The following is a 23,268-nucleotide window of genomic DNA, read 5'->3' on the forward strand; positions in this document are numbered from 1 at the left end:
TTCTACGCGTCGTGTTCAGGCGTAGAGCGGGTTGATCTTGTCGGCCTGGATGCCGTATTTGCTGATCGCTTCGGCCACCTTGGCGACCGGCACGCTGCCTTCTTCGCTCAGCGCTTTCAGCGCCGCCACCACGATGTAGTGACGGTTGATCTCAAAGTGCTCGCGCAGCTTGCTGCGGAAGTCGCTGCGGCCAAAACCGTCGGTGCCCAGGACCTTGTAGGTACGGCCTTTGGGCACAAAGGGACGGATCTGCTCGGCGTAGGCTTTCATGTAGTCGGTCGAGGCAACCACCGGGCCGGTGTGTTTTTCGAGCTGCTGGCTCACGAAAGACACACGTGGTGCTTCCAGCGGATGCAACAGGTTCCAGCGTTCGCAGTCCTGACCTTCGCGGGTCAGCTCGTTAAAGCTTGGGCAGCTCCAGACGTTGGCAGCCACGCCCCACTCTTTTTCCAGCAACTCTTGCGCAGCGATGGACTCGCGCAGGATGGTGCCGGAACCCAGCAGTTGCACCGTCGGCGCCGTCGCGGCCAGGGCCGGCGCTTGTTTGCACAAGTACATGCCCTTGATGATCTGCTCTTCGGTGCCGGGCGTGAGGCCTGGCATCGCATAGTTTTCATTCAGCAGCGTGATGTAGAAATACACGTTGTCCTGTTTTTCCACCATGCGTTTGAGGCCGTGGTGCAGGATCACGCCGACTTCGTGTGCAAAGGTCGGGTCGTAGGAAATGCAGTTCGGGATTGTGCCGGCCAGGATGTGGCTGTGGCCGTCTTCGTGCTGCAGGCCTTCGCCGTTCAGCGTGGTGCGGCCCGAGGTGCCGCCCAGGAGGAAGCCACGTGCCTGCATGTCGCCGGCCGCCCAGGCCAGGTCACCGATACGCTGGAAACCGAACATCGAGTAATACACGTAGAAGGGCACCATGATGCGGTTGCTGGTGCTGTAGCTGGTGGCCGCGGCGATCCAGCTGCTCATGCCGCCGGCTTCGTTGATGCCTTCCTGCAGGATCTGGCCGGCCTTGTCTTCCTTGTAATACATGACCTGGTCCTTGTCGACCGGGGTGTATTGCTGACCTGCGGGGTTGTAAATGCCGATCTGGCGGAACAGGCCTTCCATGCCGAAGGTGCGGGCTTCATCCACCAGGATGGGCACCACACGCGGGCCCAGGGCCTGGTCGCGCAGCAGTTGCGTCAGGAAACGCACATAAGCTTGCGTGGTCGAGATTTCGCGGCCTTCGGCCGTGGGTTCCATGACCGACTTGAAGGTGTCCAGCGAGGGCACGGTGAACTGCTCGTCGGCCTTGACGCGGCGGTGCGGCAGGTAACCACCCAGGGCCTTGCGGCGCTCGTGCAGGTACTTCATCTCCGGTGTGTCGTCGGCCGGTTTGTAGAAAGGGATGTCCGCGATCTGGCTGTCGGGAATCGGGATGTTGAAGCGGTCGCGGAAGGCCTTGATGTCTTCGTCGCTGAGCTTTTTGGTCTGATGGACGTTGTTCTTGCCTTCGCCGATCTTGCCCATGCCAAAACCCTTGACGGTCTTGATCAGCAGCACGGTGGGCTGGTCTTTGTGCTCGTTGGCCGCATGGAAGGCCGCGTAGACCTTCTGCGAATCGTGGCCGCCGCGACGCAGGTCCCAGACTTCGTCGTCAGTCATGTGCGCGACCATCTCCAGCGTGCGCGGATCGCGGCCGAAGAAATGTTTGCGCACGTAAGCACCGTCGTTGGCCTTGAAAGACTGGTAGTCGCCGTCGTTGCACTCCATCATGATCTTGCGCAAGGCGCCGTCCTTGTCGCGCTCCAGCAGGTCATCCCAGCCTTTGCCCCAGATCAGCTTGATGACGTTCCAGCCCGAACCGCGGAATTCGCCTTCGAGTTCCTGGATGATCTTGCCGTTGCCGCGCACCGGGCCATCGAGGCGCTGCAGGTTGCAGTTCACCACGAAGATCAGGTTGTCGAGCTTTTCGCGCGCCGCCAGGCTGATCGCGCCCAGCGATTCGACCTCGTCCATCTCGCCGTCGCCGCAGAAGACCCAGACCTTGCGGTTTTCGGTGTTGGCAATGCCGCGTGCGTGCAGGTACTTGAGGAAACGCGCCTGGTAAATCGCCATCAGCGGGCCCAGGCCCATGGACACCGTGGGGAACTGCCAGAAATTGGGCATCAGCTTGGGATGCGGGTAGCTGGACAGACCCTTGCCATCGACTTCCTGGCGGAAGTTGAGCAGTTGCTCTTCGCTCAAGCGGCCTTCGAGATAAGCACGGGCATACACGCCGGGCGACACGTGGCCCTGGATGTAGAGGCAGTCGCCGCCGTGCTCTTTGCCCGGCTCAGCACTTTCAGCGTGCCAGAAATGGTTGAAGCCGGCACCAAACATGGAAGCCAGCGAGGCAAAGGAGCCGATGTGACCGCCCAGGTCGCCACCGTCGGCCGGGTGCAGGCGATTGGCCTTGACCACCATGGCCATGGCGTTCCAGCGCATGTAGGCGCGCAAACGCCGTTCGATATCCAGGTTGCCGGGCGAACGTTTTTCCTGCGAGGACTCGATGGTGTTCACGTAGCCGGTGTTGGCGGAGAACGGCATGTCGATGCTGCTCTGGCGCGCATGCTCAAGCAATTGCTCCAGCAAGTCATGGGCACGCGCCGGGCCCTCACTTTCAATGACGGCGGTCAGGGCATCCAGCCACTCGCGCGTTTCCTGTAGGTCCTGATTCTGGGCGTCGTTGGCAGCACTGCCCAAAGTATCGACACGTGCCTGTTCCGGATTTGCAGCCATGGTTTGTCTCCTGCTGGTAGCTAGGGTCACTAGCCTGTGTTGAGTGGCTTCTTCATCACGTTGTAACGCAATTTAGATTCAAGTCTCTAGTTTCTCATAATTTTTCTGAAATTTCAAATAGCGCATATTGATTTCACATTAAGAAATTTCAAAAACATACCCAAATTTCGTAGCTGCGGCAAAACCGTCTTGGCCAGAAAAAAGAGTGACGCATCACACGCCTCGTCGGGGCTATCGCAAGTCCCTTAAACTTGAGCACCCACCATGACCCCAACCCCGCCCCCCACTTCCGCCAGCCCATCCGCCACCGCACCGCTGGCCCGCTGGCGCCACTGGTGGCGCAAACAATCGCCGACACGCCAGGACCGCTTCGTCACCCTCGGGCCTTTGCTGGCCGTGATGCTGTTTCTGGCGGCCGTGATTGCAGCCTTTGCTTACCTGCGGATTGAAGAAATCGACCGCGAGCAACAAGCGGTCAAGCGGGATGTGGAATACGCCCAGCAAAGGCTGCGCCTGCGCCTGCTGGAACGCCAGGAGCAGTTGATGCGCCTGGGCCGCGATGTGTCGAACCGCGACGTGGACACCGAAGAATTTATTGCGCAAGCCGAATCGCTGGTCAACCAGTACCCCGAACTGCTGGCCGTGACCTGGGTCGATGCGCGCCGCAAGGTCAAGGCGGCTTATGTATCCCCCAGCGCCAACGTCACGCAGGTACGGGCCTCGGGCGAGCAGTTGAAATACGGCGAGACCGAAGGCACGTTCGGTCTGGCGCGCGATTTGCGCCAGCCGGTCTATTCACGCCCCCTGACGCCCAAGGAAGACGCCAGCTACAACGGCCCCAGCTTGCAACTGCAGGTGCCGCTGGACGACCAGGGCAAGTTCGGCGGCGTCATCATGGGTGAATACGCGATCGACGGCCTGCTGCGTTTTGGTGTGCCGACCGAAGTCACCGCCAAATACGCAGTCGCGCTGCTGGACGACAAGGGCAAGCTGCTGGCCGGCAGCCTGCCGCCGCCGCGCAACAAGGCAGCCAAACTGCTGCCCTGGTCCGACGAAGCGCCGGAGTATGAAATCCCGGTCTCCCCGGTCGGCAACGGCTTGCTGCTCAAGGCCCAGGGTTACCGGGCCTCGCTGGGGGTGGTTGGCAGCGGGTTTTTCTGGCTGGTCAGCGCACTCAGCGCCCTCACGGTCTGGATGCTGCTGGGCACCTGGCGCCACACGCGGCGCCGCGTGCAGGCGCAACAAGCCCTGATCTCGGAAACCAACTTCCGCCGGGCCATGGAAAACTCCATGTTGACCGGCATGCGCGCGCTGGACCTGCAGGGCCGCATCACCTATGTGAACCCGGCTTTTTGCCAAATGACGGGCTGGACCGAAGGCGAGCTGGTCGGCCGCACGCCGCCCTTCCCTTATTGGCCAGATCAGGACCGCGAAGCGCTGGCGGCGCGGCTGGACGATGAGTTGCAGGGCCGGTCGCCGCCGGGCGGGCTGGAAGTGCGGGTCAAGCGCAAAAACGGCAGTATTTTTGACGCCCGCATGTATGTCTCGCCGCTGATCGATCCGCGTGGCCAGCAAACCGGCTGGATGACCTCGGTGACCGACATCACCGAGCCCAAACGGATTCGCGAAGAACTCTCCAACTCCTACGAACGTTTCACCACCGTGCTGGAAGGGCTGGATGCCGCCGTCTCGGTCGCGCCACTGGGCAGCGAAGAGTTGCTGTTTGCCAACCGCCTCTACCGCTCCTGGTTCGGTGGCGAAGTTTCCGGCCACATGAACCTGATCGCCCAGGCCGGTATGCCGCCTGTCGCCAGCACCGACGACACGATGGATGCGGTCGATGCCCTGGCCGGGTTCCCGACCGACACCTTGACCGCGGCGCAAACCGCGAATGCCGAGATTTTTGTGACCGACCTGTCCAAGTGGCTGGAAGTGCGCTCGCGTTACCTGACCTGGGTTGACGGGCGTCTGGCGCAAATGGTGATTGCCACCGACATCACGCCGCGCCGCCACGCCGAAGAACAAGCCGCTCTGCAGGCCGAGCGCGCCCAGTCGGCCAGCCGCCTGATCACCATGGGCGAGATGGCATCCAGCGTGGCGCATGAGCTGAACCAGCCGCTGACGGCCATCAACAACTATTGCAACGGCATGGTCTCGCGTATCAAGGGCCAGCAGATCAGCAACGAAGACCTGCTGATCGCCCTCGAAAAAACCGCCAAGCAGGCGCACCGCGCCGGGCAGATCATCCAGCGCATACGCTCCTTCGTCAAACGCAGCGAACCGAACCGCACGTCGGCCGACGTGGCGACCCTGGTCAGCAACGCGATGGAGCTGGCCGACATCGAATTACGTCGCCACAACGTGCGGCTCAGCCACTACATTGCTGCGCGCTTGCCGCAGGTGATGGTCGACCCCATCCTGATCGAGCAGGTGTTGATCAACCTGATGAAGAACGGGGCCGAGTCGATTGCCCAGGCACGCCGGCCCACCGCCCGGCGCCGGGTGGAACTGCGTGTGGTGCCGAAGCAGATTGAAGCGCAAAGCGTGGTTGAGTTCTCGGTGATGGACTCGGGCCAAGGCCTGTCGCCCGAAGTGATGAGCCGGCTCTACGAAGCTTTCTATTCCACCAAGGCCGAAGGCATGGGCATAGGCCTGAAACTGTGCCGCAGTATTGTCGAGTCGCACCAGGGCCGGATGCAGGCCGAGAACCTCTACAATGGCGACGAAGTGGTGGGTTGCCGGTTTACTTTCTGGATCCCGGTGACCCCCCTGCTTTCTCCAGCCCCGGCTACGGCAGAGACGCCGTCACCACCGGCCGGCGTTCACTGACAAGGTCCTTGTATCGTCTACTCAAAAGGTTTGGCATGAGCTTGATTCCCAAAAAAGGTACCGTGTATGTCGTCGATGATGACGAAGGCGTGCGTGACTCGCTTCAGTGGTTACTCGAGGGCAAGGACTACCGGGTGCGTTGTTACGACTCCGCCGAAACCTTTCTGAGCCGCTACGATGCCCGCGAAGTCGCCTGCCTGATTGTTGACATCCGCATGGGCGGCATGACCGGCCTGGAGTTGCAGGATCGCTTGATCGAACGCAAATCGCCCTTGCCCATCGTGTTTATCACCGGCCACGGCGACGTGCCCATGGCTGTGAACACCATGAAAAAAGGCGCGATGGACTTTATCCAGAAACCTTTCCAGGAAGAAGCCCTGGTCAGCCTCGTCGAACGCATGCTGGACCAGGCCAAGGAAGCCTTCAGCGAACACCAGCAATCAGCCAGCCGCGACGCGCTGCTGGCCAAGCTGACCTCGCGCGAAGCCCAGGTGCTGGAACGCATCGTGGCCGGCCGTCTGAACAAACAAATCGCCGACGACCTGGGCATCAGCATCAAGACGGTGGAGGCGCACCGCGCCAACATCATGGAAAAGCTCAACGCCAATACCGTGGCCGACCTGCTGAAAATTGCCCTGGGCTCGAACGCACCCAAGACCTGAGCCTCACTCTCAGTCGCTATCTTTTCGATAGCTGCTTGCGCCCGTGGTTCCTGGACCAGCGGGCGTTTTTATTTAAAGGAAATAAACCATGACTGCACAACTGATTGACGGCAACGCCCTGTCGAAACAATTACGCGCCGACGTCGCGAAACGCGCGGTCGCCCTGCATGAGCGCGGCATTGTTCCCGGCCTGGCCGTGGTGCTGGTCGGCGACAACCCGGCCAGCCAGGTGTATGTCCGCAACAAGGTCAAGGCCTGCCTGGACAGCGGCCTGCATTCGGTGCTGGAGCAATACCCGGCCACGCTCAGCGAAGCCGAGCTGCTGGCCCGCGTGGATGCGTTGAACCACGACCCGGCCATCCACGGCATCCTCGTGCAACTCCCCCTGCCGGCCCACATTGACGCGCAAAAAGTCATCGAAGCCATTTCACCCGAAAAAGACGTGGACGGTTTTCACGTGGCCAGCGCCGGCGCCCTGATGGTCGGCCAGCCGGGTTTCTGGCCTTGCACGCCTTACGGCTGCATGAAGATGCTGGAAAGTATTGGCTACGAACTCAAAGGCAAACACGCCGTGGTGATTGGCCGCAGCAACATCGTCGGCAAACCGATGGCCTTGATGCTGCTGCAGAAAAACGCCACGGTCACGATCTGCCACAGCGGCACCAAAGACCTCAAGGCCATGACCCTGCAGGCCGATGTGATTGTGGCCGCCGTGGGCAAACGCAATGTGGTAACCGCCGACATGGTGAAACCCGGCGCGGTGGTGATCGACGTCGGCATGAACCGCAACGACGAGCACAAACTCTGCGGCGATGTGGATTTTGCGGGTGTCAAGGAAGTGGCCGGCTACATCACACCCGTGCCCGGCGGCGTAGGCCCCATGACCATCACCATGTTGCTGGTGAACACCATGGAAGCCGCGGAGCGCAGCAAATAGAAAGAAATAGCCGGCGTCCGCCGGCTTAACCTCAGGCGGCCTTGTCGCCTGAGGTGCTAGCGCTCAAGCGCCACAAGGTCCAGCCTGCGGCCAGCCACTGGCCCAGGTACATGACACTGCCCAGGCCGTGCCAGAGCTGAAGGTTACCGCCGTCAGCGCGCGCACTGACGATACGCGGCGCCACACCAAACTCCACCAGCACCGCCAGCAGCAAGCCGGCCACTATATATTTCATAGCGGCTTGCGCTGATGGGATAAGGGCTGGGGCCTTGTTTTTATTAAAAACCAGGAGCAGCAAGAAGGTACAGCCTATGCTGAGCCAGGTTTGCGCCGTGAAAAGTTTGGCGGCCATGGCGCCGGCCTCGGCCGGGCTGCCCAAAAACTTGAACAGCATGGGCACGACCACAAAACCCAAACCCGTCAAACTGCCCCACCAGAGGGCGGCCAGCAGGATGCACAGGCGTTGCTTGGTGGGCATGATCAGACCCGCGCAGCGAAGGGCCGCCCCGAGCAAGCGACGGCCCCCTCGGGGGGCAGGAAGCTACACGCAGTGAGCGACCGTGGGGGCATCAGATATACATCACCGCGATGATTTCGTAACGCCGGATGCCACCTGGCGCCAGCACTTCGGCGGTGTCGCCTTCGTCCTTGCCGATCAGGGCGCGCGCAATCGGAGAACCGATGTTGACCCGACCGAATTTGATGTCGGCCTCGTCTTCGCCGACGATCTGGTAAGTCACCTTGTCGCCGGTGTCTTCGTCTTCCAGCTCGATGGTGGAGCCGAACACGACCTTGCCGCCGGCATCAAGCTCGGACGGGTCGATGATCTGCGCGGCCGAGAGCTTGCCTTCAATTTCCTGGATACGGCCTTCGATAAAACCCTGACGGTCCTTGGCGGCATCGTACTCGGCGTTTTCGCTCAGGTCGCCCTGGGCGCGCGCTTCGGAAATCGAGTTGATGACCCAGGGGCGGTCCACGGTTTTGAGCTGGTGCAGTTCAGCCTTGAGCTTTTCTGCGCCTTTTTTTGTAATGGGAATGGTTGCCATGGTTTGAGTCCTCCAAAAAGCGAAACCGCCACCAGTCACCTGGCGGCGGCGTCATTGTCCTGCTTTTAGTTTAATGCAAATACGCCCGCCTGGGCTCGGTAATTGCCCCGAGCTCAGGCCAGTTGGGCGTGTAATTCCTGAATCGAATACACGGTCAGGTTGTCCAGGTATTTCATGCCTTCAACCGCGGCTTCCGCGCCCGCGATCGTGGTGAAGGTCGTGACCCGGGCCAGCAGCGCCGAGGTGCGGATTTGCCGCGAATCGGCAATCGCATTGCGGCGCTCTTCCACGGTGTTGATGACCAGCACAATCTCGTTGTTCTTGATCATGTCCACCACGTGGGGCCGGCCTTCGGTGACCTTGTTGACCACGCCGCAAGGAATGCCGGCCGCCGTGATGGCCGCCGCCGTGCCTTTGGTTGCGACCAGGTCGAACTTCAGCGCCGCTAACGCACGCGCCACTTCCACCGCGCGTGGCTTGTCGTTGTTTTTCACCGTCAGGAAAACCCGGCCGGCGGTCGGCAACTTGGTACCAGCACCGAGTTGCGACTTCACAAAGGCCTCGCCAAAGGTCTTGCCCACACCCATCACCTCACCGGTGGATTTCATCTCGGGGCCGAGAATGGTGTCCACGCCGGGGAACTTGACGAAGGGGAAAACCGCTTCTTTCACGCTGAAATAAGGTGGCGTGACTTCTTTGGTGATGCCTTGCGAGGCCAGCGACTGGCCAGCCATACAGCGCGCCGCCACCTTGGCCAGCTGGATGCCGGTGGCCTTGCTGACAAACGGCACGGTGCGCGAGGCACGCGGGTTCACTTCCAGCACATAGATCACGTCCTTGCCATCCACATGCTGGATGGCGAACTGCACATTCATCAAACCCACCACGTTCAGGGCCTGGGCCATGGCAGCGGTCTGGCGCTTGATCTCGAGCACGGTTTCTGCGCTCAGCGAATACGGCGGCAAGGAACAGGCCGAGTCGCCGCTATGCACGCCGGCCTGCTCGATATGTTCCATCACACCGCCAATGAAGGTGGCGCCCACGCCGTCACGGATGCAATCGACGTCACATTCAATCGCGTCGTTGAGGAAACGGTCCAGCAACACCGGCGAGTCATGACTGACCTTGACGGCTTCGCGCATGTAACGCTCGAGATCGCGCTGCTCGTGCACGATTTCCATGGCGCGACCACCCAGCACATAGCTGGGGCGCACAACCAGGGGGTAACCCAGGGCCGCGGCCTTTTCCAGCGCTTCCGGCTCGGTACGGGCCGTGGCATTGGGCGGCTGGCGCAGCTTGAGTTCGTGCAGCAGCTTCTGGAAACGCTCACGGTCTTCGGCGGCGTCGATCATGTCGGGCGAGGTGCCAATGATGGGCACGCCGTTGGCTTCCAGATCCAGCGCCAGCTTCAAAGGAGTCTGGCCGCCGTACTGGACGATCACGCCGAACGGCTTTTCCTTGTCGACGATTTCCAGCACGTCTTCCAGCGTCAGCGGCTCGAAGTACAGGCGGTCGCTGGTGTCGTAGTCGGTGGACACGGTTTCGGGGTTGCAGTTAACCATGATGGTCTCGTAGCCGTCTTCGCGCATGGCGAGTGCGGCATGGACGCAGCAGTAGTCAAACTCGATACCCTGCCCGATGCGGTTGGGACCGCCGCCCAGCACCATGATTTTTTTCTTGTCCGTGGGTGCGGCTTCACACTCGCTGCCTTCGGCCTCGTAGGTCGAATACATATAGGCGGTGTTGGTCGCAAACTCGGCGGCGCAGGTGTCCACACGTTTGTAAATCGGACGCACACCGAGTGCGATGCGCTTGTCGCGAATTGCGGTATCTGTGGTTTTCAGCTGCTTGGCCAGGCGGCGATCCGAGAAACCTTTTTGCTTCAGCGCACGCAGCGTCACGGCGTCGATCTTGTCGAGGGACGTGGTTTCCAGTTCCAGCTCAATCTTGACGATCTGCTCGATCTGCACCAGGAACCAGGGGTCTATCTTGGTCAGCGCAAACACTTCGTCCACGCTCATGCCCATGGCAAAGGCGTCACCCACGTACCAGATGCGGTCCGGACCGGGCGCGCCCAGTTCTTTCTCAAGCACTTCGCGGTCTTGCGTCTTCTCGTTCATGCCGTCGACGCCGACTTCCAGGCCGCGCAGGGCTTTCTGGAAAGACTCCTGGAAGGTGCGGCCCATGGCCATGACTTCACCGACGGACTTCATCTGTGTGGTCAGGCGCGAATCGGCGGCCGGGAATTTTTCAAAGGCAAAACGCGGAATTTTGGTGACCACGTAGTCGATGCTGGGCTCGAAACTAGCGGGGGTGGCACCGCCCGTGATTTCATTGCGCAACTCATCCAGTGTGTAACCGACAGCCAGCTTGGCCGCGACCTTGGCAATCGGAAAACCCGTGGCTTTGGAAGCCAGTGCCGAGGAACGCGAGACACGCGGGTTCATCTCGATCACCACCATGCGGCCATCAACCGGGTTGATGGAGAACTGCACGTTGGAGCCGCCGGTGTCCACACCGATTTCGCGCAACACAGCCAGACTTGCATTACGCAGAATCTGGTATTCCTTGTCGGTCAAGGTCTGGGCCGGTGCCACGGTGATGGAGTCGCCGGTGTGTACACCCATGGGGTCCAGGTTTTCAATCGAACAAACGATGATGCAGTTGTCGGCCTTGTCGCGGACCACTTCCATCTCGTACTCTTTCCAGCCAAGCAGCGACTCTTCGATCAGCAGCTCGTTGGTGGGCGAGGCTTCCAGGCCGCGCTTGCAGATGGTTTCAAACTCTTCCGGGTTGTAGGCAATACCGCCGCCGGTGCCGCCCAGCGTGAAGCTGGGGCGGATCACCGTGGGGAAACCCATGAGCTTTTGCACCACCCAGGCTTCTTCCATGCTGTGGGCAATGCCGGAGCGGGCCGAACCCAGACCAATCTTGGTCATCGCGTCCTTGAACTTCAGACGGTCTTCGGCCTTGTCGATGGCTTCGGGTGTGGCACCGATCAGCTCGACCTTGTATTTGTCGAGCACGCCGTTGTGCCAGAGGTCCAGCGCGCAATTGAGCGCGGTCTGGCCACCCATGGTTGGCAGGATGGCGTCGGGCCGTTCCTTGGCGATGATCTTCTCGACCGTCTGCCAGGTGATGGGCTCGATGTAGGTGACGTCGGCCGTGGCCGGGTCGGTCATGATGGTCGCCGGATTGCTGTTGATCAGGATGACCTTGTAGCCCTCTTCGCGCAAGGCCTTGCAGGCCTGCACGCCGGAGTAGTCAAACTCACAGGCCTGGCCAATGATGATGGGGCCGGCGCCAATGATGAGGACCGATTTGATGTCTGTACGTTTTGGCATTATTTTTCCCCTCCATGCTGTTCCATGAGGGCCGTGAAACGGTCAAACAAATACGAAATATCGTGCGGGCCGGGTGAAGCTTCCGGGTGACCCTGAAAACAAAACGCCGGCTTGTCGGTACGGGCCAGGCCCTGCAAGGTGCCGTCAAACAAGCTGACATGCGTGGCACGCAGGTTGGCCGGCAGGTTTTTGTCATCCACTGCAAAACCGTGGTTCTGGCTGGTGATGCTGACGCGACCGGTGTCCAGGTCTTTCACCGGGTGGTTGGCACCGTGGTGGCTGGACTGCATCTTGAAGGTGGTCGCACCGCTGGCCAGGGCCATGATCTGGTGGCCCAGGCAAATACCGAAAACCGGGATGCCGGTTTCAATCAGCTCGCGCGTGGCGGTTATGGCGTAGTCGCAAGGCTCAGGATCACCGGGGCCGTTGGACAGGAAGATGCCATCGGGTTTGAGCTTGAGCACATCGGCCGCAGGCGTTTGCGCCGGCACCACCGTGATGCGTGCACCGCGCTCGGCCAACATGCGCAAGATGTTTTTCTTGACGCCGAAGTCATACGCAACCACATGGAATTTCGGCGTGATCTGCACACCGTAACCTGAGCCGAGCTTCCACTCGGTCTGGGTCCACTCGTAGGTCTGCTTGACCGACACGACTTTGGCCAGGTCCAGCCCGGCCATATTGGGCGCGCCCTTGGCCGCAGCGATGGCCTTGTCAATCGCGGCCTGGCTGACGGCCTCGCCCTGGGCCAGTGCCAGGATGCAGCCGTTTTGTGCACCTTTGGTACGCAGAAGACGGGTCAGTTGGCGGGTATCGATACCGGCGATGGCGACCGTGTTTTCCTTGACCAGGTACTCCGTCAAGGTCATGGACATGCGGAAGTTGGACGCCAGCAAAGGCAAGTCCTTGATGATCAGGCCGGCCGCATGGACTTTTTCGGCTTCGACGTCTTCGGCATTGACGCCGTAGTTGCCGATGTGGGGGTAAGTGAGGGTGACGATCTGCTGGCAGTAACTGGGGTCAGTCAGAATTTCCTGGTAGCCGGTCATCGCGGTGTTAAACACCACTTCACCGACGGTGGAGCCTGCTGCTCCAATGGAATTGCCAATAAAGACCGTGCCGTCTGCGAGCGCCAAAATGGCGTGAGGGGTATTACCCTGTAGAGACAAAAGCACTGGGTTCTCCGGGATGGTTACGGGTACGCCCAAGCGTGCTCAAGAGGTGACTCTTGGTTGCTGCTTTTATTAGGGAGTTGGCTTGAATGCGCTAGGCGTACTGGGGGTTTGCGGGAAAGCCCTTGATTATAACTGAGCGGCGGCCTGCTTGCCCTCGTACTGGCGGCTTTACCTGCTGCACAGCCCCGCAGAATGGGGGCATTGCCCTTTAAATGCGGCTCAAGGAACTGGCGTAGAGACAAATCGCAGCCGCAGCCGCCACGTTCAATGACTCCTCGCCGCCAGGCTGGTCTATGCGCACTTTCAGGCTGGCCCTGGCCATCAAATCGTCGCCCACGCCCTGCCCCTCGTGGCCCATGGCCCAGGCACAAGGCATGGGCAGGGTTTGCTGGTGCAAGAAACTACCCATGTGGGAACTCGTCACGATGATGGGCACCGTCAAGGCTTGCAGCGCCTCGGGACTCAAGCCTTCCAGCAGCTTCAAACCAAAATGCGCACCCATGCCGGCGCGCAAGACCTTGGGTGACCAGAGCGCGGCCGTGCCTTTGAGCGCAATCACCTGACTGAACCCAAAGGCGGCGGCGCTGCGCAACATGGAACCAACATTGCCGGCATCCTGGACCCGATCCAGAATCAGGCTTGCCGCGCCTGGCAGCAGTTGGCCGGACGCTGGCAGGTCCATCACAAAACCCATGGGCGCCGGGGACTCCAGCCCGCTGATCTCGGGCAGCAGTACATCGGCAATCACTATGTTTTTAATAGCTGCTTGCGCCCATTCAGCGGGGGCCAGAGGCCAAAATGACTCGGAAAATACGGCGATCTGGGGTTTCAGGCCGCGGGCCAGCGCGGCGCGGCACAAATGGTCGCCCTCCAACCAGACCCGCCCCTGCTTGCGGTAAGCCGTGCTGTCTTGCGACAACCTGCGCAAATCCTTGACCAGGGCGTTGTCGCGCGAACTCACAAAAACCGGTGCGCCCGGAGCCGCGCTCAACGCAACACCTCGGCCACCGGGCTGAAAGACTTGCGGTGCTGTGGACAGGCACCGTGTTCACGCAGCGCTGACAGGTGTTCGGCCGTGCCATACCCCTTGTGGCCGGCAAAACCGTATTGCGGGTATTCCAGGTGGTATTTCTGACACCAGTTATCGCGGTAGACCTTGGCGAGGATGGAAGCGGCTGAAATCGCCGGCACCAGGGCATCCCCTTTGACAATGGCTTCGGCCAGCATGCTCAGTGTCGGCAGGCGGTTGCCGTCGACCAGCACCTTGTTGGGCTTGAGGCGCAAACCCTCCACCGCACGTTTCATGGCCAGCATCGTGGCTTGCAAAATATTCAATTGATCAATCTCTTCCACGCTGGCTTGTGCGATGGAGAAACACAAGGCTTTGGCACGAATTTCGTGGTACAACTTTTCGCGCCGCAAGGGTGTGAGTTTTTTGGAGTCGGCCAGCCCAAGAATCGGTTTCAAATCGTCCAGGATGACGGCAGCCGCCACCACCGGCCCGGCCAGCGGCCCACGCCCGGCCTCGTCCACACCGGCCATCAGGCCGGGCGTATCCCAGGACAAGGTGACCTGTTCAGCCTTCAAGAATGTTCTGGATCGCATCGGTGGCTATTTTGGCGGTATCGCGCTGCAGTTCTTCATGCAGCTTTGTAAATCGTTGTTCAACAGCCCGTATTTTTTCAGGTGCCGAGATTTTCGCATCCATCCACTGCAACACGCCCTCAGCCAGCGCTTGCGGTGTGGCGGTTTCCTGCAGCAACTCCGGCACCACGAAGTCCTGGCACAGGATGTTGGGCAGGCCGACCCAGGGCTGCAATTGTTTGCGCCGCATGATTTGCCAGGACAACCAGTTCATGTTGTAGGCGATCACCATGGGGCGCTTGAACAGCGCCGCCTCCAGCGTGGCGGTGCCGCTGGCGATCAAGGTGACATCACAGGCCGCCAGCACCGTGTGGGATTGCCCGGACACGATCTGAACATCGGACAGCACGCCAGCCGCACGCGCCGCCTGCTCGATCCGGGCACGTAAGGCGGGCACGGCAGGCACGACGATTTTGATAGCTACTTGCGCCCGCTTAATCAGGGCTGCAGCCTGAAAAAACCTGTCAGCCAGATACTGGATTTCAGAAGCACGGCTGCCCGGCAAAATCGCCAGCACTTGGTCTTCCGGCTGCAAACCCAGTTGTTGCCGGGCGGCGGCCTGATCGGGCAGCATCGGGATGACGCTGGCCAGCGGGTGACCGACATAAGTCGCGGCAATGCCGTGCTCTGCCAGCAAGGCCGGCTCGAACGGGAAAATGCACAAAACGTGATCACAGCTGCGCCGGATTTTCTCCAACCGGTCCGCGCGCCAGGCCCAGACCGAGGGGCAGACAAAATGTACCGTCTTGATACCCGCGGCCTTGAGCGCGGCTTCCAAGTCGAGGTTGAAATCGGGCGCATCCACGCCGATGAAAACATCCGGCCGTTGCTGCAGCAGTTTTTGCTTGAGTTTCTCGCGGATGCCAACAATTTCTCGGTAGTGCCGCAACACTTCCACATAACCGCGCACCGCCAGCTTGTCGCTGGGCCACCAGTTCTCGAAGCCGCGCTGCGCCATCTGTGATCCGCCAATGCCGCGGGCCCGCAGGCCAGGCCAGCGTTCGCGAAAACCGTCGAGCAACAAGCCCGCGAGCAAATCACCGGAGGTTTCGCCGGCCACCATGGCCAAGGCGGGAGAGGTTGAGCCGCCAGCCACTCTACGGACCGGCAGAGAGCTGGGTGCGCTGGGCATAAAAGCCTAACGCACGATGCCGCGTTGCGGCGAGGTGTCGGCGAGAAAAGACAACATCATCTGCACATCCGGTGCAGCGTCGGGATGTTTTTCCGTCAACTCTGCAATACGCACTTTCGACTGCTCCAGGGTCAGATCTTCGCGGTACAGGGCTTTGTGCATGCCCTTGACGGCCGCGATGCGGTCTGCGGAGAAACCGCGGCGGCGCAGCCCTTCAAAGTTCATGGAACGCGCTTCGGCCGGTTGGCCCTGGCACATCACAAACGGTGGCAAGTCGGCAAACAACAAGGCGCACATCGAGGTCATGCTGTGCGCGCCCAGGCGGACAAACTGATGCACCACGGTAAAGCCGCCCAGGATCACCCAGTCGCCGACCTGCACATGGCCGGCCAGCTGCGAGTTGTTCGCAAAAATGACGTGGTTGCCGACATCACAGTCATGCGCCAGGTGCACATAAGCCATGATCCAGTTGTCGTTGCCAACCCGCGTCACACCGGTGTCGCCGGGCGAACCGATGTTGAAGGTGCAGAATTCACGGACGGTGTTGCGGTCACCAATGATCAGCTCGCAGGGCTCACCCGCGTACTTCTTGTCCTGGGGAATCGCGCCCAGCGAGTTGAACTGGAAAATCCGGTTGTCGCGGCCTATCGTGCTGTGCCCTTCGATCACGCAATGCGCACCTATCGTGGTGCCCGCACCTACTTTGACGTGCGGGCCGATCACCGTGTAAGGCCCGACACTGACGCTGCTATCGAGTTGGGCCTTGGGATCAACCAGGGCTGTGGAATGGATACCGCTCACGGGAATATCTTTGCTTGCGGGCACAGATCAGGCAATAGTGCGCATGGTGCACATCAACTCGGCCTCGCAGGCGAGCTTGCCGTCCACATGGGCCGTGCCCTTGAACTTGAAGACGCCGGCTTTCAGTCGGTCCAGTGTCACTTCCATGATCAACTGGTCGCCCGGCTCCACCGGCCGCTTGAAGCGTGCGCCGTCGATGCCGGCAAAGTAATACACGGTCTTGTCGTCAGGTGTCACACCTTGCATGTCGAAAGCCAACAAGGCCGCAGCCTGTGCCATGGCTTCCAGCATCAACACACCCGGCATCACCGGACGGTGCGGAAAATGACCGGTGAAAAAAGGCTCGTTGATCGTGACGTTTTTCAGCGCCTTGATACGTTTGCCCTTGTCCAGTTCCAGCACGCGGTCCACCAGCAAAAAGGGGTAGCGGTGCGGCAGCTGTTTGAGAATTTGGTGAATATCCATCATGATTTTTCTTGGGTCTTTCCAGAGGCTTTGACAGTCGTGTGCTCCAGCGCCTTGAGGCGTTCACGTAAACTGTGAAGCTGCTTGAGCGTGGCTGCATTTTTTTCCCACTGCGCATTGTCGTCGATGGGAAACAGCCCTGTGTATTGCCCAGGCTTGTGGATGGAACGCATCACCACCGACGCCGCCGAAATATGCACATGGTCGGCCAAGCTCAAATGCCCCAGCACCACCGCGCCACCGCCCACCGTGCAGTGCGCGCCAATGCTGGCACTGCCCGCCACGCCCACACAACCGGCCAGTGCCGTGTGTTTGCCAATCCGCACGTTGTGGCCAATCTGGATCAGGTTGTCCAGCTTGACGCCGTCTTCGATGACCGTGTCTTGTAAGGCGCCCCGGTCGATACAGGTGTTGGCGCCTATCTCCACGTCGTTGCCGATGTGCACGCCACCCAGTTGTTCTATTTTTTCCCAGCGACCGGCATGCTGGGCGAAACCAAAACCGTCGGCACCTATCACGGCGCCGGGATGCACAATGCAGCGCTCGCCGATCACGCAACCTTCGGCTACGGTCACGCGGGCAGCCAGGCGCGTTTCAGCACCAATATGGACACCAGCACCAAGAACAGCATGCTCACCGACACGGACACCCGGGCCCAACACCGCATGGGCACCTATGCAGGCAAACGCGCCAACCGCCACATCAGGCGCCAGCCGGGCCAGAGGGTCGATAACAGCGCTGGGATGGATGCCGCTCTGACCGGGCGGTGAATGGTGTTTTTTCCACAGCTGCGTGAGCCGGGCAAAATAGAAATATGGGTCGTCGACAATGATGCAGGCGCCGCGCTGCAGGGCGACTTCAGCCGCTGCGGGCGCTACCACCACGCAAGCAGCAGCCGACTGGCTGAGTTTGCCCTGGTACTTCAGGTGGCTCAGGAAGGACAGATCGGCAGCGCCTGCGGACTCGATGGGGGCTAGCCGCTCGATCAGAAGCTCAGGGTCACCCACCAGCCTGGCGTCAAACTCGCCCGCCAGCGATGCAACCATGTCCCCGAGTCTGAGTGTCACACCGGACCTGTCCTGTGCCGCTTATTTGCTCGCGTTGAGCGCTTTGATGACCTTGTCGGTGATGTCGTGCTTGGGATTGGCGTAAACCGCTTCCTGCAACACCAGGTCGTATTTTTCAGCCTCGGCGACCGTCTTGACAACCTTGTTCGCACGCTCGATCACCTGCTGCAACTCTTCATTTTTGCGCGCATTCAGGTCTTCCTGGAATTCACGGCGCTTGCGCTGGAAATCCCTGTCCTGCTCGACCAGTTGTTTCTGGCGCGTGGCGCGCTGGCTTTCCGACAAGGTGGGCGCTTCGCGCTCAAACCTGTCCGCCTGTGTCTTCAACGTTGCTCCCAGGTCGCCAAGCTCTTTTTCGCGCTTGCCGAATTCCTGCTCCAGCTTGGCCTGCGCCGCCTTGGCGCTGCTGGCTTCGCGGAAGATGCGGTCAATGTTGACGATGCCGATCTTGAACTCCTGCGCACTCGCAGCACAAGCAGCCAAGGCCATCGCGGCAGCCAAAAATAACTTGTATGAAATAGGTTTCATTAGAACGATGTACCAATTTGGAATTGCAATCTCTGGATTCTATCGTCTGCCTTCCGGCCCAGCGGATTGGCAATCGCAAAACGCAGAGGGCCAAGCGGCGAAATCCAGCTGATGCCGATACCGACCGATTTGCGCAGTTCGCCCAGGCTGTATTTCTGATCTTCCCCAAACACATTACCGGCATCGACAAAACCAAAAAGTCGCAAGGTTCTGTCATTCCCAGCACCCGGGAACGGCGCCAAAATTTCGGCATTCAAGGTGATTTTTTTCGGTCCACCAAGGGCATTGCCCTGGGCATCACGAGGGCCCAGCGTACCGGGCTCAAAACCGCGCACTGAACCCAGACCGCCGGAATAGGAGTTTTTAAACACCGGGAAAGGCTGGCCATTCAGGCCCTTGCCCCAGCCTAATTCGCCATTCAAGGCGATGGTGAACTGCTTGTTCAGCGGAATGTATTGCTGAACCTGGTAGTTGCTACGCAGGAAACGGGCATCCCCGGCAATACCCCAATCGCCGTAAACGCGCTGGTAGCGGCCCTTGCTCGGAACCAAGGCGCTGTCGCGCTCGTCACGCGACCAGCCTACCGTCAGCGGGACGGAAGTACTTTTGGCACCGAACTTGCTGATGTAATTCTGGTAGACCGTTGGCAGCACGGCGCCGGAAATATCAATTTGCTCCACGCCGGCACCGAAATAAACCCGGTCAACCTCGCTGAAGGGTACGCCAAAACGTACGCTGCCGCCTGTTGTCTTGAGGGCATAGTCACCGCCCTGGCTGGAGTAAGGACGCGCCGTGCGCGAATAAATATCGAAGGTCCGCGAGATGCCGTCGGCTGTGAAATAGGGGTCCACGGTGCTGAGCACGAACTGTCGGTTGTATTTACCGGTGTTGACTTCCAGGCCCAGGTAGTTGCCGGTGCCAAATGCATTTTCTTGCTTGAAACCAAAGATGAAAGACAACTTTTCAGCGCTGGAGAAACCGGCACCGAGCTGCAGGTTGCCAGTGGGTTTTTCAACCACCGTCAGGTTCAGATCCACCTGGTCCGGCGTTCCTGGCACTTCCTGCGTGTCAATATTGACTTCTGTGAAATAACCCAGGCGGTCAACGCGGTCGCGCGACAGGCGGATCTTGTCGCCGTCATACCAGGACGCCTCAAACTGCCGGAACTCGCGGCGCACCACTTCGTCACGCGTGCGGTTGTTGCCATTGACGTTGATGCGTCGGACGTAGGCGCGGCGCGAAGGATCACCCTGCAGCACAAAAGCCACGCGGTTGTTGGCCCGGTCAATCTCTGGCCTGGCTTCGACCTTGGCAAACGCAAAACCGAAGCTGCCGTAGTAGTCGGTAAAGGCCTTGACGGTTTGCGCCACCTGGTCGGCGTTGTAGGGGTCGCCCGGCTTGATGGTGATCAGCGATTTGAACTCGTTCTCACGATCCAGGAAATTGCCTTCCAGCTTGATGCCGGACACGGTGAACCGTTCACCTTCGGTGATGTTGATGGTGACCGAAATATCCTGCTTGTTCGGAGATATGGCGACCTGGGTGGAGTCGACCTTGAATTCGAGGTAACCCCGGGTCAGGTAATAAGACCTTAGGGTTTCGATATCGGCATTGAGCTTGGCCCGTGAATAACGGTCCGACTTGGTGTACCAGCTCAACCAGCCGCCGGTGTTCAGGTCGAACAGATTACGCAGCGTGGACTCGCTGAACGCCTTGTTGCCCACAACATTGATTTCCTTGATTTTGGCGACATCGCCTTCAACCATGCTGAAGGTCACATTGACCCGGTTGCGCTCGATCGGGGTCACGGTGGTCACCACCTCGGCGCCATACAGGCTGCGGTTGATGTACTGTCGTTTGAGCTCCTGCTCGGCCCGGTCCGCCAGCGCTTTGTCAAAAGGCCGGCCATCGGCGAGCCCGATATCACGCAAGGCCTTCTTCAGCACATCCTTGTCAAACTCCTTGGCACCGACAAAGTCCACGTCGGCCACCGTGGGCCGCTCTTCGACAATCACCACAAGCACGTCGCCATTGACCTCCAGCCGCACGTCCTTGAACAGGCCCAGCCCGAACAAGGCCCGGATGGCGCTGGCGCCTTTGTCATCGGTATAGGTTTCACCTGTGCGAAAGGGCAAGGAAGCAAAAATGGTTCCCGGTTCGACACGTTGCAGGCCTTCGACGCGAATGTCGCGCACGGTGAACGGATCCACGGCCCAGGCAGCATGCGCGATTAGAAAACTTGCCACAATCGCGGATACGCTGCGGACCTTGAATCGGTTGATTTTTTGTTGCATGAATAAGTGTGGAATTAACCCAAAAGCCGGGAGACATCGTTAAACAGGGCAACAGACATCATGCCCAGCAGAATTGCAACGCCTCCGCGCTGCAACCGGTCCATCCAAGCGTCAGACACGCTTTTGCCGGTTATCGCCTCCCAAAGATAATACATCAGGTGCCCACCATCCAAAACCGGCAGCGGCAGTAAATTCAGCACACCCAGACTCACGCTGATCAATGCCAGAAACAGCAGATAGGCGCTCCAGCCCAGGCTGGCCGATTTGCCGGCATAGTCGGCAATGGTCAAAGGGCCGCTGAGGTTTTTCAGCGAGGCTTCGCCGATGAGCATTTTCCCCATCATCTTCAGCGTCAGCACGGACACATCCCAGGTGCGGACCACGCCGTTCCACAAACCGTCCAGCAGTCCGTAACGCACCGTGAGCATCGCAGGTGGCGCACCCACATACGCACCGATCCGGCCCACCGACTGGCCACCATCCTGCTTGATCTCGGGCGTGACTGGCAACTGCTGGGCCTGCCCTCCACGCAGAATTTGCCATATCTGAACACCGACCGACGCGCGTATGGTTTCACGCAATTGTTGGCCATCCACGATGGACTGGCTGCCAATCCGAACCACCACGTCACCGTTGCGCAAGCCGGCTTTTTCCGCCGCTCCGCCGGGCATCACCTCGCCAATCACCGCTTGCGTCCACGGACCCAGAATACCGATTTTGCGAAACAGCTGCGCATCGGCGTCAGCTGCAGGAAGCTGGCTCAGCGGCAGCAACACGCTGCGCTCAGGCGCGGAATCCGCAGCGCTGTCCTTGACCTGCAGACGCACATCGCGGCCACTCAAGGCAGCCTGGGTCAGGCGCCAGCGCAAGTCTTCGAAAGAGCGCACGTCCTGCATGGTTTCATCGTCAAACGCGGCTTGTTGTACCCGCTCTCCGCCGCGCAGGCCGGCGCGTTCTGCGATGGAACCCACCACCGGGCTGGCCAGCACCGCCTGGGGTTCCTGCAGGCCGCTCCAGTTGACGATGGCATACAAGACGATGGCCAGCAGCAGGTTGGCGGCCGGGCCGGCGGCCACGATGGCCGCACGCGCGCGCAAAGGCCGGTTGTTAAAGGCCAGATGGCGTTCGGCCGGGTCCACCGGCCCTTCCCGCTCATCCAGCATCTTGACGTAACCACCCAACGGCAGCAGGCCGATGGAAAATTCGGTCGGGCTGTTTTTCAAACGCCAGGTGTAGATGGGCTTGCCAAAACCCACCGAGAACTTCAACACCTTGACACCGCAGGCCACGGCCACGCGGTAGTGGCCGTATTCGTGGACGGCAATCAAAAAGCCAAGCGCAACGACAAAGGCGAGCAAGGTCAGCATGGCAAGACTCCTGTCAAGTTTTCAGGTTCCCGGCAATGTGTATGGCCGCGGCGCGCGCTTGCGCATCCAGTGCCAGCAAGTCCCCGATACCGTGAATGGCAGGGACAGCCACAACATCCAGCGTGGCGCGGTTGACCTGGTGAATCTGGTCAAACCGTATCCGTTTTTCAAGGAAGGCGGCCACCGCCACCTCGTTGGCTGCATTCAGCACCGCAGGGGTGCCGGCCGGGGCATTCAGCACTTCCCAGGCCAGTGGCAGACCGGGGAAACGTTCATTATCTGGCACGGCAAAAGTCATGGTGGCCAGCGCTTTGAAGTCAAGCGCCTGGGCACCTGAGCTGATGCGGCCAGGCCAGGCCAGGCCATAAGCGATGGGCACACGCATGTCGGGCGTGCCGAGCTGGGCCACCACCGAGGTATCGCGGTACTGCACCATGGAATGGATGATGCTTTGTGGGTGGATCACCACCTCGATTTGCGCCGGGCTCAAGCCAAACAGGTAACGCGCCTCGATCACTTCCAGCGCCTTGTTCATCATGGTCGCGGAATCCACCGAAATCTTCCGCCCCATCACCCAATTGGGATGGGCGCAGGCTTCGTCGGGCGTGACATCACGCAGGCTTGCCGGTGCGCGGGTGCGAAACGGCCCGCCCGAGGCGGTCAGGATGATTTTGTCGATACGTTCGGCCCAGGCCGCCGGGTCTTCCGGCAAGGACTGGAAAATGGCGGAGTGTTCGCTGTCAATGGGCAGCAGTTGGGCACCGCCTTCACGCACGGCCTGCATGAAGACTTCGCCGCCCACCACCAAGGCTTCCTTGTTGGCCAGCAGCAAACGTTTGCCGGCCCGGGCCGCCGCCATACAGGGCCCCAGCCCGGCAGCACCCACAATGGCGGCCATCACGGTGTCCACCCGCTCGTCAGACGCTATCATTTCAAGAGCGTCTTGCGCAATCAACACCTGGGTTTTAAGCCCATTACCCTTAAGGCTTTGGGCCAAGACGTGCGCATGCGGCGTACTCGCCATGACGGCGTAATGCGGCTTGAAGCGCAGGCATTGCGCCAGCATCAGGTCGGTACGCGTCGCTGCGCTGAGCGCAAAAACTTCAAAGCGATCCGGATGAGCGCCGATCACATCCAGGGTATTGACGCCGACCGATCCGGTCGAACCGAGCACCGTGATACGTTGTTTTTTCATAAAAGATTGAGCGGCGCCG

General features: G+C 60.2%; 18 protein-coding genes. 3 read left to right on the forward strand and 15 right to left on the reverse strand.

Going from position 1 to position 23,268, the window contains the following annotated elements:
- Positions 1–15: 15 nt before the first annotated feature.
- A complete protein-coding gene (gene aceE / locus R6254_RS04725) occupies positions 16–2,763 on the reverse strand; it encodes a pyruvate dehydrogenase (acetyl-transferring), homodimeric type (protein ID WP_318404812.1) in 2,748 nt (915 codons plus the stop codon).
- 264 nt (positions 2,764–3,027) lie between these two features.
- Between aceE and R6254_RS04730 the strand changes: the two genes are divergently transcribed.
- The 3 genes from R6254_RS04730 to folD all read left to right on the forward strand — a co-directional run bounded on the left by R6254_RS04730 (position 3,028) and on the right by folD (position 7,191).
- Positions 3,028–5,592: a PAS domain S-box protein gene (locus R6254_RS04730; RefSeq protein ID WP_318404814.1), complete on the forward strand. Its 2,565-nt coding sequence runs from the start codon at positions 3,028–3,030 to the stop codon at positions 5,590–5,592.
- Between the two features lie 35 nt (positions 5,593–5,627).
- Positions 5,628–6,254 (forward strand): response regulator transcription factor, encoded by a 627-nt coding sequence (locus tag R6254_RS04735; RefSeq protein ID WP_318404816.1) that lies wholly within the window; start codon positions 5,628–5,630, stop codon positions 6,252–6,254.
- 88 nt (positions 6,255–6,342) lie between these two features.
- On the forward strand, positions 6,343–7,191 hold the full coding sequence (gene folD, locus R6254_RS04740; RefSeq protein WP_318404818.1) for a bifunctional methylenetetrahydrofolate dehydrogenase/methenyltetrahydrofolate cyclohydrolase FolD: 849 nt from the start codon (positions 6,343–6,345) through the stop codon (positions 7,189–7,191).
- Positions 7,192–7,222: 31 nt separating this feature from the next.
- Here the strand turns inward: folD and R6254_RS04745 are convergent, their stop codons facing one another.
- The 14 genes from R6254_RS04745 to ispC all read right to left on the reverse strand — a co-directional run bounded on the left by R6254_RS04745 (position 7,223) and on the right by ispC (position 23,249).
- Complete coding sequence (locus R6254_RS04745) at positions 7,223–7,669, reverse strand: DUF4149 domain-containing protein (RefSeq protein ID WP_318404819.1); 447 nt, start codon at positions 7,667–7,669, stop codon at positions 7,223–7,225.
- Between the two features lie 91 nt (positions 7,670–7,760).
- Positions 7,761–8,237 carry a transcription elongation factor GreA gene (greA, locus tag R6254_RS04750; protein ID WP_318404821.1) on the reverse strand — a complete coding sequence of 159 codons (477 nt, stop codon included), beginning with the start codon at positions 8,235–8,237 and terminating at the stop codon, positions 7,761–7,763.
- A 113-nt stretch (positions 8,238–8,350) separates the two neighbouring features.
- On the reverse strand, positions 8,351–11,581 hold the full coding sequence (carB, locus tag R6254_RS04755) for a carbamoyl-phosphate synthase large subunit (RefSeq protein WP_318404823.1): 3,231 nt from the start codon (positions 11,579–11,581) through the stop codon (positions 8,351–8,353).
- Positions 11,581–12,756: a glutamine-hydrolyzing carbamoyl-phosphate synthase small subunit gene (gene carA / locus R6254_RS04760; RefSeq protein WP_318404825.1), complete on the reverse strand. Its 1,176-nt coding sequence runs from the start codon at positions 12,754–12,756 to the stop codon at positions 11,581–11,583. The genes carB and carA overlap by 1 nt, the downstream gene beginning before the upstream one ends.
- Positions 12,757–12,964: 208 nt before the next feature.
- Positions 12,965–13,747, reverse strand: coding sequence for a TrmH family RNA methyltransferase (locus R6254_RS04765; RefSeq protein WP_318404827.1), 783 nt, complete (start codon positions 13,745–13,747; stop codon positions 12,965–12,967).
- A complete protein-coding gene (rnhB, locus tag R6254_RS04770; RefSeq protein WP_318404829.1) occupies positions 13,744–14,361 on the reverse strand; it encodes a ribonuclease HII in 618 nt (205 codons plus the stop codon). The genes R6254_RS04765 and rnhB overlap by 4 nt, the downstream gene beginning before the upstream one ends.
- On the reverse strand, positions 14,333–15,463 hold the full coding sequence (gene lpxB / locus R6254_RS04775) for a lipid-A-disaccharide synthase (RefSeq protein ID WP_318404831.1): 1,131 nt from the start codon (positions 15,461–15,463) through the stop codon (positions 14,333–14,335). Before lpxB ends, rnhB begins: the two co-directional genes overlap by 29 nt.
- A gap of 75 nt (positions 15,464–15,538) precedes the next feature.
- Positions 15,539–16,333, reverse strand: a complete 795-nt coding sequence (gene lpxA, locus R6254_RS04780) for an acyl-ACP--UDP-N-acetylglucosamine O-acyltransferase (protein ID WP_318404833.1) — start codon at positions 16,331–16,333, stop codon at positions 15,539–15,541.
- 27 nt (positions 16,334–16,360) lie between these two features.
- Positions 16,361–16,801 (reverse strand): 3-hydroxyacyl-ACP dehydratase FabZ, encoded by a 441-nt coding sequence (gene fabZ, locus R6254_RS04785; RefSeq protein ID WP_318404835.1) that lies wholly within the window; start codon positions 16,799–16,801, stop codon positions 16,361–16,363.
- Positions 16,798–17,865, reverse strand: a complete 1,068-nt coding sequence (gene lpxD, locus R6254_RS04790; protein ID WP_318404837.1) for a UDP-3-O-(3-hydroxymyristoyl)glucosamine N-acyltransferase — start codon at positions 17,863–17,865, stop codon at positions 16,798–16,800. Before lpxD ends, fabZ begins: the two co-directional genes overlap by 4 nt.
- A 21-nt stretch (positions 17,866–17,886) precedes the next feature.
- Positions 17,887–18,393, reverse strand: a complete 507-nt coding sequence (locus R6254_RS04795) for an OmpH/Skp family outer membrane protein (protein WP_318404839.1) — start codon at positions 18,391–18,393, stop codon at positions 17,887–17,889.
- Positions 18,393–20,687 carry an outer membrane protein assembly factor BamA gene (bamA, locus tag R6254_RS04800; protein ID WP_318404840.1) on the reverse strand — a complete coding sequence of 765 codons (2,295 nt, stop codon included), beginning with the start codon at positions 20,685–20,687 and terminating at the stop codon, positions 18,393–18,395. Before bamA ends, R6254_RS04795 begins: the two co-directional genes overlap by 1 nt.
- A gap of 14 nt (positions 20,688–20,701) precedes the next feature.
- Entirely contained in the window at positions 20,702–22,054 is a 1,353-nt protein-coding gene (rseP, locus tag R6254_RS04805) for an RIP metalloprotease RseP (RefSeq protein WP_318404842.1), read from the reverse strand.
- Between the two features lie 13 nt (positions 22,055–22,067).
- The gene (ispC, locus tag R6254_RS04810) at positions 22,068–23,249 is read right to left on the reverse strand and encodes a 1-deoxy-D-xylulose-5-phosphate reductoisomerase (RefSeq protein ID WP_318404843.1); all 1,182 of its coding nucleotides are present in this window, start codon (positions 23,247–23,249) and stop codon (positions 22,068–22,070) included.
- Between the last annotated feature and the right edge of the window lie 19 nt (positions 23,250–23,268).

The organism is Polaromonas potterensis (assembly GCF_033446725.1).
In the GTDB taxonomy this organism is placed as follows: domain Bacteria; phylum Pseudomonadota; class Gammaproteobacteria; order Burkholderiales; family Burkholderiaceae_C; genus Polaromonas.